Here is a 14605-nt window from a genome sequence, read left to right as displayed (position 1 = left end):
GGCAAGAACAATTCAGCAAGATCGATGTCGAGGCTGATGGCCTCATCGCCGGCAAGCCGGCTCCCAGGGTTCCGGGTCAGCCGCATGATCCAGGCCTGACACGGGAACCTGTGGGAGCTGGCTTGCCAGCGATGAGCCCCGCAAGATCAACACCACCGGCAAGATCATGGAAGCGAGGCATACCTGGCTCGCTCAGTCGCCGCTGGTTTCCTGCGTGACTACCCCGCACACCACCTCCGCCTCCGCAAGGCTGATCCGCCGCCCCACGGTCACCTTGTGCGCCAGTTCGGGCTGCTGCTCGCTGCTGTCGCCGCCCCCATCTTTCAGGCCCCAGGTCACGACACGGCCATCGGCGGTCAGGGCGATGAAAGCACAGGGGTTGCTGTAGATCGCGCGGACATCGTACAGCTGCGCCGCCACCGGCGAGGTATCGCCACCCAGTTCGGGGTCGCCCCAGGCGACTACCGAGCCGTCCCGGCACAGTGCGGCGAAACAACTGGCATTGCCCACCACCTGCACGATATTGGTCAGGTCGGCGATGTCCTCGGGCACGACGCCTTCGTCGACGCTGTACGGCCAGGCCACCACCCGCCCATCCCCGAGGCGGGCACAGAAGGCATTCAGGGTGCTGGTGACTTCCACGACGTTGTTCAGCTGGCCAATGTCTTCCGGCACTTCACCACCAGCTTCCTCGGCACCCCAGGCTCGCACCGAGTGGTCGTCGAGGATCACGCTGAAGGCTGCACCCGTCGCGGCCCCCAGTGTGCGGACGTTGATCAGGTCGGAGATCGGCGGCGGGGTCACTCCGCCACCGTCCTCGCTCTCCCAGGCGATTACCCGGCCCAGACCATCGCTTTGCCGTAGCGCGGCAAAGGCATTGTTGTTGGCGATGAACGCGGTGATGTCGTCGAGTTCTTCCTGCCCGGGACGAAGATCGATGCTCCAGGTCACGACATGCCCGCTGGCCCGTCGCGCGGCGAAGTACGCAAAGCCGCCGCACAATTCCACATAGTCGCGGTGTGCTTCGAGATCCGGCGGCACCGGCACACTGCCTCCCACCCCGCCCCAGGCATAGAGTCGTCCATCGCGCTTGAGGCCGAGAAAGGCGTAATCGTTGCCTCTGACCTGGGCAAAGTCGTCACTTTCCTCCGCAGGCAGATCAGCGTCAAGCCCCATGCCGACACACACCACCCTGGTGCTGCGCAGGCGCACGGCAAAAACGTTGCGGGTACAGCTCACTTCCGCCACATCGGTAAGACCAAGCAGCTCTTCTTCGAAATCCTCGCTGCCCCAAGCCACAAGATCGACCACCGGCTGCCCATCCACGACCCGTTCATCGCGCATCGCCATGAACCTGCCGTACCTGGAAGCTGCAAGAACCTGGCCATTGCCGAAGATATTCGCCGGGTTGAGCAGCATGGCGTCATCCCGGCTGCGCACGTACAGCTTCAACCAGGGATGGGTATCGATCCATTGGCTGGCCTGGGCCCATTGGCTGCTACCGTCGTAGCGCCACTCGGCCTGCAACGGCTTGCCGGACGAGGCTTCGAAGGCACTGAGCATGCGTGGCGACCGCGAAGCTGCGGTGGTGCTGGCATTCCAGCGCGCGCCCATGACCAGCAGATCCCCCGCGCCGACCTGGCGAATCACCTGATAGGGATTGATGTCCGACGGTTCCACCGGTCCGCCTGCGCTGCGCTGGATCTCGTAGCTCAGGGTGATCTCGGTGCCGACACTGACCGCAATCACCTCGTAGGGCACCGTGACCCGGACCTGCTGGCCACCCTCGCCGGGGTCGACACGGTGCTCGATGCTGTGGGTACCGCCACTGACGCCGCTGATCACCTGCACCGTGACCCGGTCGCCGTCCTTGAATGCCGCCGAGGCGTCGATCAGCACTTCGGCACCGTCGAGTACATCGTTGATATCGAGGCGGTTGTCCAGGTCAGCGGCGGTGAAGACTGCCAGCGGCAGTTCGACCGTCGCCACACCGATGCGCAGGCGGGTGACCGCCGAGTGACGAGGCGGTTGCCCGGGTGTCTCCACCAGGTACGAGATCTCCACCAGTGCGCCGAGGTTGTCCAGGACCCGCTCCCGGGTCAGGGTGAACACCACCTCGCGGTCGACGGAGAACTCGGTGATCGGCACCTGGTCGTCGTGACCCGGCCCCAGGTCGGCGCGCCAGGCCAGGTGGACGATCTGCTCGGCGGCCATGTCCGGATAAGGTGCGATGGCGATCTCCAGGAGTCCGTCGATCAACGCCGGATCAAGCACGCCGTCCTGAGCCGGTGGCCGGGTAAAGGGCGGATCGAGTTCGAAGCGGATATCGCCGACGGCCAGGCGCTCGCGCTCCGATTGCAGCGGCAGTTCCGTTCCGGCGCGGCCGATGGCGTAGTGCACGCTGAGCTCGCCGCCCTCCAGCGGCTTGATCCAGTCGGCGCCGTCGACGAAGAAGGTCATCGGCTGCCCGGCACCGCCACCACTGACCGGGCGCTCGGCGGTGAACAGCAACGGCGTGCCGTTGGCGCGGGTCCCCAGCCACGTGAGAAATACCATGTCGCCAGACTGCAAGACCTCGCCCGGCACTACCACCGTGGCCAGGTCCAGTTCGGGATCGAGCACGCCGGCCAAGGCTTCGCGAACCTCGGGCTTGGGCAGGCCGCGCTCGACCCCGAGAAAGACCACGAAGGCACGCTTGGAGCTGGCCACCGGCAAGCCGTCGCGGCTGATGCTGTACGCGGCGATGCCACGGCCCTGCGGCAATGGCTGCAGGTCGGCATTGGCCACGTGGAAGTCGAGGACCATGGGCAGGGTCGGCACCCGCTGCGGCGGAAGGTCGATCGCCGAGTCCTGGCCCTGCGAGGTGATACCCACCCACTTCACCGTGACCCTATCGCCGATCTGCACCGGACCGCCGTTCAGCAGCATCACCCGGATAGGCAGGTCTTCTCCCTCCAGTTTGTCGAGATCGATCACGTCCCAATCGGCGGCTTCGTCGTCCGGGTTGATGATCAACGGTTCTGCCAGCAGGTCCTTGCCGACCTCCACCGTCACGTAGGTGCGTGGCGACCAGTCGCTGGACTGGTTGTGGACCTCGTCGACCACGCGGTAGATGAGCACCAGTCGATCACTGTCGCCCGCCGCGAGAATCACCGCTTCCGGCACCAGGATCTCGATGAAGCCGGCGTCGATATCAGCGCTGGTCACCTCGGCCTTCACTTCCTCGCCGCCCCAACTGAGGGTGATGCGGTCGTACTGGCGGATGTTCGGGTAGGCGCCGATGGTCACCTTCACCCCCTGCTTCGCCGCCTCTTCGTCGATCACGCCGTTGGCCGGCAGGTCCGGCTCGGGCGGTGGCAGGTTCTGGTGGCCAGGGTTGTCCGGCTGCGGATCGGTGCCACCGGGAAAATCGAAGCGCGCGAGAATATTGATCGGCAGCGACTCGCTGTCATTACCGCCACCGGCGCGGGTCACCCGGCAGTACAAGGGGTGGATGCCGAGGGGTATGCGGTTCGACGCGACGTACATCCAGTAACCGCCGTCGCCGTGGTCCGGCGGCACCACCTCGTGCGCCACCGGCAGGGTGTCGTCGCCCCAGAACACCTCGATCGAGTCGCCCGTCGCCATGTTGACGTACCTCTGGATCAGGATCAGCAGGCCGTCCAGGTTGCCGTGGGCCAGGTTGTAGCCAACCCCGCCAACGGCGCCCTCGGTCTGCACCGGATCGACCATGCCCGGGATGAACACCGGCTCCAGGCTGGCGCTGTCGTTCCCTTCCGCCAGGGCCCTGATGCGCTGGTTGTAGCGCTCGAGGGTTTCGCCCAGGCTTCCTTGCGTTGCCATGTGTTCGTCGCTGCCCATGACCTGTCTCCAATCGTATCGGCCCCGGGACGATTGGACGACCAAGTGTGGCCGCTGCACAACTGGCAGAAATATCAGGTAGGGGGGTGGGACGTCTGCGGCGAAGCGCATGCCGGTATCTCTCTAGCGCCCTCAAGACCGAGCGCCGCCCGCGCGGCGCATCGCGAAGCGCATGCCGCATGTCTCTCTAGCGCCCTCAAGACCGAGCGCCGCCCGCGCGGCGCATCGCGGCTAACAGCCGCTCCCACATCTGTTGCAACGTGCCATGGCCTGTGAGATTTGCGCTGTCAGCCTTGGATGCCCGGCGATCTATCGCGGGGTGGTCATTGGGCTCGACTCGATATAGCGCCGTGCAAACAAGGCGGTCAACCATGGCCTGACAGGCATAGGTACGTTGCAATAAATGTGGGAGCCGGCGTTGCCGGCGATGCGCCGCGCGGGCGGCGCACGATCTCAAGAGCGCTGCAAGGATCAAGACAAGCGCGTGGCAGCCTTGATGCGATGTCCTGTCAGGCCTACGGCCAATTCTCCAGCCGCTCGAAGATCGCCCCTTCCACCCCCAGCACTTCACCGCTGGCGGAATAGATCCCCACCCCGGTCTCCCAGACATTCTTGATCCGCCCTTCGGCGCTGCGGATGCGGTAGCTGAGCTGGTAGGGCTCGTGCTTGAGCAGTGCGCATTGCACGCAATACCAGATGTAGTCGGCGTATTCGTCGAGGATCAGCGAGCCGAAGCTGCGCTGCGGGTTGCTGGTGAGGTAGTCGGCCGGGTAGCCGGTGAGCGGCAGGCAGCCGGCGCTGACATATTCCATGTACCAGCTGCGGTCGTTCTGGCCGCGGTAGATCAGCCCGGGCAGTTCGTCGAGCAGGCCGTGGGCGAACGGAATCGGTGCGGGAACAGACAGTGTTGCACCTTCCTCGGGCAATCCCCCCTCCTCATTTCCGCGCCAGGACGCCCCGCCACGGTGGATCCGCGTGGCCAGTTCGAGCCGCGAATTGAGGCGGAATTTCCGCAGCAGGTTGCGCACGTAGATCTTCACAGTGCCGTCGCTGATCCCCAGTTCACGGGCGATCTGCTTGTTGCTCAGGCCGTTGGCGAGCAGCGTCAGGGTCTGCCCCTCGCGCTCGGTCAGTTCGTCCCAGGCGGGTAGCGATGGCGCGACAGGCGCGGACAGCAAGGCGTTGGGCATCCCTCTTCTCCTCCGGCGGGTAGCTGGATGCAGCAAGGAGCATGCCTTTCCAGGCCGACTACCCCTTTTGGCATATCTCCTCTAGAGGATTGAGCGGAAATTCCCATGGAGAAATTATTTAGCCCAACAGGAAACAGCGACCCACGCCGAGGTTTCAATGAGCAGCACGACCTATCACCCCTTCAGCGTCCCACGCTACGCCAGCCAGACTCCCGGCCCCAAGGCCCGCGAGCATCTGCTGGTGACCCAGACCGGCGAGGCCGTCAGCACCAGCGACCTGCCCCTGATTCACCTGGCCCTGCCCGACTACGCCGACGTCGCCGCCCTGCACCAGGCCTTGGTCGACTACCTGCGCGATGCCCGGGTCGGCCTGCGCCTGGAACTGCGTGGTGACCAGGCCTTCGTCTGGCCGCTGCATGCCCTGGCCCGCGCCGCCGGCCTGGAAGACGACGAAATCCATATCAGCAGCAGCGCCGCCAGCACCCGCCGGGTGTTCTGCGTGCACTGCGCCAGCTGCCAGGCGGCCAGCGCCGCCGACACCCTGACCTGCGTCCGCTGCGGCGTGAAGCTGGAAGTGCGCCGCCACTTCTCCCAGCGCCTCGGCGCCTACCTCGGGGTCTGCGCCGATGCCGAGCAACCTTATGCCGAGGTGCGCCCATGATCGAGGTTCGTATCGCCGCCATCCGCGAGCTCACCCCGGTGATCCGCGAGTTCAGCCTGCAAGCGTTGCACGGCGAACTGCCGCGCTACTCCGCCGGCAGCCATGTCCAGGTGCACCTGCCCAATGGCCGGCGCAATGCCTATTCCCTGCTGGGCGATCCGGCCGCAGGCGGTGACTATCGCATCGCCGTGCGTCATCAGGACACCTCCCGCGGTGGCTCGCGCTACCTGCACCAGCAGCTGCGCAGCGGCGACACCCTGAAGATCGGCGCCCCGGCCAACCTGTTCCCGCTGTCGGGCAAGGCACGCCAGCATCTGCTGGTAGCCGCCGGCATCGGCATCACCCCCCTGCTCGCCCATAGCCACGAACTGCTGCGCCGGGGCGAAGCGTTCGAGCTGCACTACGCCTACCGCGCCGGCAGCAGCGATGCCTACCTCGATGAACTGCGCCAGCGCCTCGGCCCGCGCCTGCACGAATACCCGGCCGGCCAGCGCCGTTTCGACCCCGCCGCGCTGCTCGCCGAGCGCCCGCTGGGCTGCCATGTCTACGCCTGCGGTCCGCAGTCACTGCTGCTCGACCTGCGCGAACAGGCCGACGCCCTCGGCTGGAGCCCGCGCCGCATCCATAGCGAAGCCTTCGCCGCACCCGAGCCGGGTCTGCCGTTCCGCGTCGAGCTGGCGCGCAGTGGCCGCCAGCTTGAGGTCAGCGCCGAGGAAAGCCTGCTCGAAGCCCTGGAAAGCGCCGGGCTGGAGATCCCCAACCTGTGCCGTGGCGGTGTCTGCGGCCAGTGCCAGACCCCTTACCTGAAGGGCGACGTCGAGCACCGCGACCACTTCCTCGCCGCCGCCGAACGCGGCGCCAGCCTGATGCCCTGCGTATCCCGCGGCTGCGGCCAACCGATCCTGCTGGATATCTGAGAGAGCCCGACCATGACCCTGACCTTCAAAGCGCACGAGACCTACCGGGACGACTTCAGCTTCCGCAACAGCGCCGAAGCCATCGCCCGCTTCCCCTTCCCGTTCCCGGAAGACCAGTACATGTACTCGGTGAACATCGAACCGGCGGTATCCCGCGATCCCGGCTCGGTGTTCGAGCACACCTTCGATATCGACGAGCACTACGTCTCGGAAATGGCCGAACGGGCGCGGGTACTGGAACAGGACCCGGAGCGCTGCCTGGTGATGCCACACATGGCCCTGGCCGCCTGGGACACCCTGGCGGTGCTGATGGAGCACCTGTCCCGCGATTACCCCGAGCACTTCAGGCTCAGTTGCGATGGCGATGCCTGGCACTGGCAGAACCTGGCCCTGGGCATCGACCAGCGCTTCACCTTCGGCGACCCGGCGAGCCTGCCGTGCGAGCCACTGGAATACATCACCCGTCAGGCCCAGGGCGACTTCGCCGTACTCGACCAGCGCGACGACGACCTGTTCATGGATGCCGGCATGGTCACCTGCCCGGCCGACTGGTCGCTGCGTTTCGATGCCGGGATGAGCTTCAAGCAGTGGCACTCGCCGGTGCCGATCGCCAACCAGATGGGCGTGTTCGACCGCGCCCTCAAGTACCTGCTCAACGTCCAGGTCGGCAGCCCGGTGCGCCGGCTCAACTGGACCCTGACCATCAACCCGCGCCTGGACACCTCGCCGGAGACCTTCCACCAGTGGGGCAGCGACCGCGGCAAGGTCACCGCGCAGAACGCCGGCGAGCTGGTGCACCTGCGCGTGGAACTGCAACTGATGCTGCGCCTGCCGCGCTCCAACGCCCTGCTGTTCGGCATCCGTACCTACCTGATCAGCCTTGACGAACTGGTGACCAATCCGGCCTGGGCCCAGCGCCTGCACCGGGTGATCCGCGACCTGCCGGAGGCCATCGCCGACTACAAGGGCATGACCCGCTACCGCCCGGCGCTGGTCGAGTGGCTCAGCCAGTTCGACACCACCGCCTGAACCCATTCACAACAAGAGGATTTCTCCATGAGCAACTCATGGCGCATCAGCGCGCTCCGCGAACGCCACCTGGCCCTCGGCTCGCAACTGGAAGACTGGAACGGCATGGGCACCGCCTGGACCTACGCCAGCGACCTGGCCGACCACCACGAGGCCATCCGCACCCATGCCGGGCTGATGGATGTGTCCGGGCTGAAGAAGGTCCACTACGTCGGCCCCCACGCCGAAAGCCTGCTGCAATACGCCACCACCCGCGATATCGCCAAGCTGTACCCGGGCAAATCGGTGTACGCCTGCATGCTCGATGAAGACGGCACCTTCGCCGACGACTGCATCGTCTACCGCACCGGCCCCAACGCCTTCATGGTGGTGCACGGCGCCGGCATCGGTCATGAAATGCTGATCCGCTCGGCCCAAGGTCGGCAGGTCGCGGTGCTGTTCGACGACGACCTGCACGACCTGTCGCTGCAAGGGCCGAAGGCGGTGGATTTCCTCGCCGAGCATGTGCCAGGCATTCGCGACCTGCCCTACTTCCACCACTTGCAGACCAAGCTGTTCGACCGTCCGGTGATGATCTCGCGCACCGGCTACACCGGCGAGCGCGGCTACGAGATCTTCTGCAAGGCTGCCGATGCGCCGCTGATCTGGGACAGCATCCTGGAAAAGGGCCAGGGCCACGGCATCATCCCCTGCGCCTTCACCGCCCTGGACTGGCTGCGGGTCGAGAGCTACCTGCTGTTCTACCCCTACGACAACTCGCAGATGTACCCCTTCGCCGACCAGAAGGCCGGCGACACCCTGTGGGAGCTGGGCCTGGACTTCACCGTGTCGCCCGGCAAGCAGGACTTCCGCGGTGCCGGCGAGCACTACCGACGCAAGGATCAGGAGCGCTTCAAGATCTACGGTGTGCTGCTCGACGGCCATGTCGCCGCGCAGAACGGCGACACCCTGTGGCACGACGGCCAGCAGGTCGGGGTGATCACCTGCGCCATGTACTCGCGCTTGACCGAACGCTCCATGGCCATCGCCCGGGTCGAGCCGCAGATCGCCAGCCAGGGCTTGCCCCTGGAAGTACGCGGCAGCCTCAGCGTCAAGGCCATCGCCCACAGCCTGCCGTTCGACGATCCCGAGAAGAAAAAACGCACCGCCAAGGGCTGAGCCCGGGCGACCTTGCCTGCACGAGAAACCGATATGAACCACTACATCCTGAAAATCAGTTGCCCGGCCACCTCCGGCATCGTTGCCGCGGTCACCACCTACCTGGCGGGGCGCGAGTGCTATATCAGCGAGCTGGCCCAGTTCGATGACGAGACGGCCGGACGCTTCTTCATGCGCGCGGTGTTCCGCTTCAATGCCGGGGCCAAACCGGACCTGGAAGCGCTGCGCCAGGGCTTTGCCGATGTCGCCGTGCCGTTCGCCATGGACTGGGAGCTGTTCGAAGGCAACCGGCCGATGCCGGTGCTGCTGATGGTCAGCAAGTACGACCACTGCCTGGCCGACCTGCTCTACCGCCACCAGAAGGGCGAGCTGGACATGCGCATCACCGCCATCGTCTCCAACCATCTGGACCTGCGGCCGATGGCCGAGCGCGAGGGGATCCGCTTCGTCTACCTGCCGGTGACCAAGGACACCAAGGCCGAGCAGGAAGCGGCGCTGCTCAGGCTGGTGGAAGACACCGGCACCGAACTGGTGGTGCTCGCCCGCTACATGCAGATCCTCTCCGATGACCTGTGCCGGCAGCTGTCCGGGCGGGCAATCAATATCCACCACTCGTTCCTCCCCGGGTTCAAGGGTGCCAAGCCCTATCACCAGGCCTGGGAGCGCGGGGTCAAGCTGATCGGCGCCACCGCGCACTACGTCACCAGCGACCTCGACGAGGGCCCGATCATCGAGCAGGAAGTGCAGCGGGTCGACCATGTGCTGCTGCCCGACGGCCTGGTCAGCATCGGCCGCGACACCGAGACCGTGGCCCTGTCGCGGGCGGTGAAATATCACCTGGAGCACCGGGTGTTTCTCAATGGCGAGCGGACGGTGATTTTCCGCTAGCCGGGAGGGCCTCATCGCCGGCAAGCCGGCTCCCACAGGGATCGCATGCACCGCTGAACCTGTGGGAGCTGGCTTGCCAGCGATAGGGCCATCAGCACCACCCTGACAACCTGATGCGGAGTACCCACCATGACCCAACGCGTTGCCATCATCGGCGCCGGCCCCTGCGGCCTGGCCCAGTTGCGTGCCTTCCAGTCGGCCAAGGCCAAGGGCGCCGACATCCCCGAACTGGTCTGCTTCGAGAAGCAGTCCGATTGGGGCGGCATGTGGAACTACACCTGGCGCACCGGCCTCGACCAGCACGGCGAGCCGGTCCACGGCAGCATGTACCGCTACCTGTGGTCCAACGGGCCGAAGGAATGCCTGGAATTCGCCGACTACAGCTTCGACGAGCATTTCGGCCGGCCCATGGGCTCCTACCCACCCAGGGAAGTGCTCTGGGACTACATCAAGGGCCGCGTGGAAAAGGCCGGCGTGCGCGAGCTGATCCGCTTCGACACGGCAGTGCGCGACGTGCGCTTCGATGCTTCCAGCCAGACCTTCCAGGTCACCGCCCACAGCTACGCCGACGACCTGACCTACAGCGAAACCTTCGACTACGTGGTGGTCGCCAGCGGGCATTTCTCCACGCCCAACGTGCCCACCTTCCCCGGTTTCGAGAGTTTCGCCGGGCGTATCCTGCACGCCCATGACTTCCGCGACGCCCTGGAATTCAAGGGCAAGGACGTGCTCATCGTCGGCGGCAGCTATTCCGCCGAGGACATCGGTTCGCAGTGCTTCAAGTACGGTGCACGCAGCATCACCAGTTGCTACCGCAGCGCGCCGATGGGCTACCAGTGGCCGCAGAACTGGGAAGAAAAACCGCTGCTCAGCCATGTCCAGGGCAGCACCGCGTTCTTCGTCGACGGCAGCAGCAAGCACGTCGATGCGGTGATCCTGTGCACCGGCTACAAGCACCATTTCCCCTTCCTCGCCGAAGACCTGCGGCTGAAGACCGACAACCGCCTGTGGCCGCTGAACCTGTACAAGGGCGTGTTCTGGGAAGCCAACCCGCAACTGATCTACCTCGGCATGCAGGACCAGTGGTACAGCTTCAACATGTTCGATGCCCAGGCCTGGTACGCCCGCGACGTGATCCTCGGACGCATCGCCCTGCCCGACCCGGCCGCCATGCATGCCGAGGACCTGGCCTGGCGCGAAACCGAGCTGACCCTGGAAAACGCCCAGCAGATGTTCGAGTTCCAGGGCGAGTACATCCGCCAGTTGATCGCCGCCACCGACTACCCCAGCTTCGATATTGCCGAGGTCAACCGCACCTTCCTCGAATGGAAGCACGACAAGGCGGAAAACATCATGGGCTACCGCGACAAGTGCCACCGCTCGCTGATCACCGGCACCCTGGCCACGCCGCACCACACGCCCTGGCTGGAAGCGCTGGACGACTCCCTCGGCGCCTACCTGGCCGAGCACCCGGCCGCCGGCAAACTGACCGCCCCTTGAGGAGTTGCCCATGCAAGCACCCGTGATTTCACGGCCGCTGGAGCCGGCACTGTTCGCCCGCAACCCGCTGGTGGAGCGCCACCGCGTGGCGCCCGCCGGGCTGACCGTGGTGGAACTGGAGCCTGGCGATCGCCTGGAAGTGATCGATGTCGAGGGCGACCAGGGCGCCGAGTTGCTGGCCTTCGCCGGCAACCGCCAGGCCCTTGGTGCGCTGGGCCTGCGGCCCACGTCGGGCGCGGCCTTTATCGCCCATCTGTTGCATGACGGCAGTCGCGAGGCGGCCCATGTCAGTGCCGGGCTGGTACGCCGCGGCATCGACTGCCGGCACCTGCCCGACGCCGCACGGCTGTGGCCCGAAGCGACCCCGGCCGGGCACAGCCGGGTGTTCCATAGCGGCGAGCAGTTGCTGGTACTTGTCGCCGCCCCTGGCGGTGCCACTGCGGTGGACAGCCAGGCCCGCGCCAGCGAACTGCGCCTGCTGATACGTCGGGCCAATCCACGCGCCGACTATGTCCCGCCGCTGCCGGCGCCGCTGGGCGAGGTGCTGGACGAGTTCACCCTCAGCCCCGGCACCGCCCGCGACTATGTGGTCGGTGCCGGCCAGTACATCCAGGTGCTGGACGTGGCCGGGCGGCAGTGCTCGGACTTCGTCGCCTTCGATCGCCGTGGCCTCGACCAGGGCGCGCAGATCGACCTCGACCCGACCGTGACCCGCACCCTCAACGGCAATGCCTATCCGGGGCCGGGGCTGTTCAGCCGCTTCTACGACCGCAACCTGCAACCCATGCTGGAAGTGGTGCGCGACACCGTTGGCCGCCACGACACCTTCGCCCTCGCCTGTACCGCGCGCTACTACGAGGCCCAGGGCTATTTCGGCCACGACAACTGCAGCGACAACATCAGCCGCGCCCTCGCCCGCCATGGCGTCAGTGCCCGGGCCGGCTGGCCGGCGATCAACTTCTTCTTCAACACCGCGGTGGATGCCCATCAGCAACTGACCGTCGACGAACCCTGGTCGCGCCCGGGCGACTACGTGCTGCTGCGCGCCATGACCGACCTGGTCTGCGCCAGCAGCTCATGCCCGGACGATATCGACCCGGCCAACGGCTGGCAGCCCACCGACATCCATATCCGCGTCTATTCCGCCAAGGAGCGTTTCAGTCTCGCCATGGCCACTCGCAAAGCGCCCGATGCGCCACCACAACTGACCCGGGAAAGCGGCTTTCACCCCGGCACCTCCGCCCTGACCCGGCAATTCATCGAATACCGCGGCTTCTGGACCCCGCGCCAGTTCGACGGCTACGGCACCCTGGCCGAATACCACGGCTGCCGCGAGCGGGTGGCGGTGATGGACCTCTCGGCCCTGCGCAAATTCGAAGTGCTCGGCCCGGATGCCGAAGCCCTGCTCGACCTCTGCCTGACCCGCGACGTGCGCAAGCTGGCGGTGGGCCAGGTGGTGTACAGCGCCATGTGCTACGAGCACGGCGGCATGCTCGACGACGGCACCCTGCTGCGCCTGGGCGCCGATGCCTTCCGCTGGATCGGCGGCGAGGACCATGCCGGCGACTGGCTGCGCGAACAGGCGGCGCGGCTGGGCATGAAGGTCTGGGTCAAGAGCGCCTCGGAGCAGATCCACAATATCGCGGTACAGGGGCCGCTGGCCCGTGCCCTGCTCAAGGGCATGATCTGGACCCCGGGCACCCAGCCGGCGCTGGAAGACCTCGGCTGGTTCCGCTTCCTCAGCGGCCGTCTCGACGACTACAACGGCCCGCCGCTGATGGTCTCGCGCACCGGCTATACCGGCGAGCTGGGTTATGAGATCTGGTGCCATCCACGGGATGCCATGGCGGTGTGGACGCGCCTGTGGGAGCTGGGCGATCCACTGGGCCTGGTGCCGCTCGGCCTGGACGCCCTGGACATGCTGCGCATCGAGGCCGGGCTGATCTTCGCCGGCTACGAGTTCTGCGACCAGACCGATCCGTTCGAAGCCGGCATCGGCTTCTGCGTGCCGCTGAACAGCAAGCAGGCCGACTTTATCGGCCGCAGCGCCCTGTTGCGGCGCAGTGCCGAGCCGCAACGGCGCTTGGTGGGACTGGAGCTGGAGGGCAACGAACCAGCAGCCCACGGCGATTGCGTGCGGGTCGGCCGGGCCCAGGTCGGGGTGATCACCAGCGCCACCCGCTCGCCGGTGCTGGGCCGCAATATCGCCCTGTGCCGCCTCGACGTGGCCCATTGCGCACCGGGCACGGCGGTCGAGGTGGGCAAGCTGGATGGCCAGCAGAAACGCATCGCGGCGACGGTGACCGCCAGCACCGTGGCCTACGATCCGGAAAAACGTCGGGTACGTTCGTGAAACTGGATGGGAAATTGCAGGCAACAGGGACAGGGATAGTCCCTTGCGCAAGGAGAACCTGACGATGTGGTTCAGCAAAGCTTCCAGTGACCTGGCCAACGAACTGAGCCAATGGCTCGAACAACTTGCCCGCAACGGCTCTGCCACGGCCCATTCGCCGGTGCTGCAACGCCAGCCGCGCTTGCTCGGCAGCCTGGAAGGGCTGCAGCGCGACTGGAGCGAACTGCAGCGGATCCGCCAGCAGGCCGAAGGCTATGTGCCACCACCGTGCACCGCCGAGGAGCTCGACGCGCTGCAACGGCACCTGGCCGAGGCGCAAGCCCAGGTGGCGCGGCTGACCAGTGAACGGGACGCCGCCACGCAACAGCTCGATGGCCTGCACGCCGAGCGCGAGCGCTGGAACGAGGACCGCCAGGTCTGGGAGCTGACCCAGCGCACCCTGACCGAGGGCTGCTGGGCGATGAATGTGGTCAATGGCGACCCGGACCACCCGCAGAACCTGATTCGCTGGTCCGAGCAGTTCCGCGCCCTGATCGGCTATGGCCGCGACGAGTTTCCCGATGGCTGGGACAGCTACTTCGCGGTGGTCAATGCCGACGATCTGAAGAACGTGATGAAGGCCTTCAATGCCTCGATGGTCGACAGCGGCGGCGACGGCTTCTACGCCGTGGAATACCGCATGCGCCACAAGACCCGTGGCGAAGTGTGGTTCCGCGAACGCGGGCGCTGCCTGCGCGATGCCAAGGGGCGGCTGACCTGGGTCACTGGCGCGGTACGCGAGATCAGCGACGAAAAGACCGCCGCCAGCCTGCACGACCGCGAGCAGGCCAGCATCCAGGCCACCTACGGGCAGATCGCCCAGGTCGCCGGGGTGATCCGCGGGATTGCCGAGCAGACCAACCTGCTGGCGTTGAATGCAGCCATCGAAGCGGCCCGGGCCGGTGAAGGGGGCCGGGGGTTCGCGGTGGTGGCGGATGAGGTGAGGAACCTGGCCCGGCGGACCCAGGAGTCGGTGCAGCAGATCCAGAACATGTTGCAGTCCTGAAAA

Annotated in this window: 9 protein-coding genes and 2 pseudogenes; 9 read left to right on the top strand and 2 right to left on the bottom strand. The window is 66.3% G+C overall.

Going from position 1 to position 14605, the window contains the following annotated elements; translation table 11 throughout:
* Positions 1–192 precede the first annotated feature (192 nt).
* Positions 193–3861: an RCC1 domain-containing protein gene (locus ACODSK_RS22555; protein WP_489019304.1), complete on the bottom strand. Its 3669-nt coding sequence runs from the start codon at positions 3859–3861 to the stop codon at positions 193–195.
* 515 nt (positions 3862–4376) lie between these two features.
* Positions 4377–5051: a PAS domain-containing protein gene (locus ACODSK_RS22550; RefSeq protein ID WP_489019303.1), complete on the bottom strand. Its 675-nt coding sequence runs from the start codon at positions 5049–5051 to the stop codon at positions 4377–4379.
* Between the two features lie 157 nt (positions 5052–5208).
* On the opposite strand from ACODSK_RS22550, the gene ACODSK_RS22545 reads away from it, so the two are divergent.
* From ACODSK_RS22545 to ACODSK_RS22505, 9 genes and pseudogenes are all read left to right on the top strand, one after another.
* A complete protein-coding gene (locus ACODSK_RS22545; protein ID WP_489019302.1) occupies positions 5209–5712 on the top strand; it encodes a dimethylamine monooxygenase subunit DmmA family protein in 504 nt (167 codons plus the stop codon).
* On the top strand, positions 5709–6629 hold the full coding sequence (locus ACODSK_RS22540) for a PDR/VanB family oxidoreductase (RefSeq protein ID WP_489019301.1): 921 nt from the start codon (positions 5709–5711) through the stop codon (positions 6627–6629). The genes ACODSK_RS22545 and ACODSK_RS22540 overlap by 4 nt, the downstream gene beginning before the upstream one ends.
* Before the next feature lie 12 nt (positions 6630–6641).
* On the top strand, positions 6642–7658 hold the full coding sequence (locus tag ACODSK_RS22535) for a heme-dependent oxidative N-demethylase family protein (protein WP_489019300.1): 1017 nt from the start codon (positions 6642–6644) through the stop codon (positions 7656–7658).
* A gap of 27 nt (positions 7659–7685) precedes the next feature.
* Positions 7686–8816, top strand: a complete 1131-nt coding sequence (locus tag ACODSK_RS22530) for an aminomethyl transferase family protein (RefSeq protein WP_489019299.1) — start codon at positions 7686–7688, stop codon at positions 8814–8816.
* 33 nt (positions 8817–8849) lie between these two features.
* Entirely contained in the window at positions 8850–9704 is an 855-nt protein-coding gene (gene purU, locus ACODSK_RS22525) for a formyltetrahydrofolate deformylase (RefSeq protein WP_489019298.1), read from the top strand.
* A gap of 129 nt (positions 9705–9833) precedes the next feature.
* Positions 9834–11204 (top strand): trimethylamine monooxygenase, encoded by a 1371-nt coding sequence (locus tag ACODSK_RS22520; RefSeq protein ID WP_489019297.1) that lies wholly within the window; start codon positions 9834–9836, stop codon positions 11202–11204.
* 10 nt (positions 11205–11214) lie between these two features.
* Positions 11215–13557 (top strand): trimethylamine N-oxide demethylase, encoded by a 2343-nt coding sequence (locus ACODSK_RS22515; RefSeq protein WP_489019296.1) that lies wholly within the window; start codon positions 11215–11217, stop codon positions 13555–13557.
* Between the two features lie 64 nt (positions 13558–13621).
* A pseudogene (locus ACODSK_RS22510) lies at positions 13622–14350 on the top strand (PAS domain-containing protein); the annotation flags it as partial.
* Positions 14339–14593 (top strand): annotated as a pseudogene (locus ACODSK_RS22505) (methyl-accepting chemotaxis protein); the annotation flags it as partial. The pseudogenes ACODSK_RS22510 and ACODSK_RS22505, both read left to right, overlap by 12 nt.
* Positions 14594–14605: the final 12 nt, after the last annotated feature.

Source organism: Pseudomonas sp. FG98 (assembly GCF_057808595.1).
Note: the sequence above shows the minus strand (reverse complement) of the source record. Positions and strands in the feature narration are given on the sequence as shown.

Bases quoted from the DNA above. Each gene is read 5' to 3' on its own strand.
- ACODSK_RS22555 (WP_489019304.1), bottom strand. From the start codon at position 3,861: ATGGGCAGCGACGAACACATGGCAACGCAAGGAAGCCTGGGCGAAACC.
- ACODSK_RS22550 (WP_489019303.1), bottom strand. From the start codon at position 5,051: ATGCCCAACGCCTTGCTGTCCGCGCCTGTCGCGCCATCGCTACCCGCC.
- ACODSK_RS22545 (WP_489019302.1), top strand. From the start codon at position 5,209: ATGAGCAGCACGACCTATCACCCCTTCAGCGTCCCACGCTACGCCAGC.
- ACODSK_RS22540 (WP_489019301.1), top strand. From the start codon at position 5,709: ATGATCGAGGTTCGTATCGCCGCCATCCGCGAGCTCACCCCGGTGATC.
- ACODSK_RS22535 (WP_489019300.1), top strand. From the start codon at position 6,642: ATGACCCTGACCTTCAAAGCGCACGAGACCTACCGGGACGACTTCAGC.
- ACODSK_RS22530 (WP_489019299.1), top strand. From the start codon at position 7,686: ATGAGCAACTCATGGCGCATCAGCGCGCTCCGCGAACGCCACCTGGCC.
- purU (WP_489019298.1), top strand. From the start codon at position 8,850: ATGAACCACTACATCCTGAAAATCAGTTGCCCGGCCACCTCCGGCATC.
- ACODSK_RS22520 (WP_489019297.1), top strand. From the start codon at position 9,834: ATGACCCAACGCGTTGCCATCATCGGCGCCGGCCCCTGCGGCCTGGCC.
- ACODSK_RS22515 (WP_489019296.1), top strand. From the start codon at position 11,215: ATGCAAGCACCCGTGATTTCACGGCCGCTGGAGCCGGCACTGTTCGCC.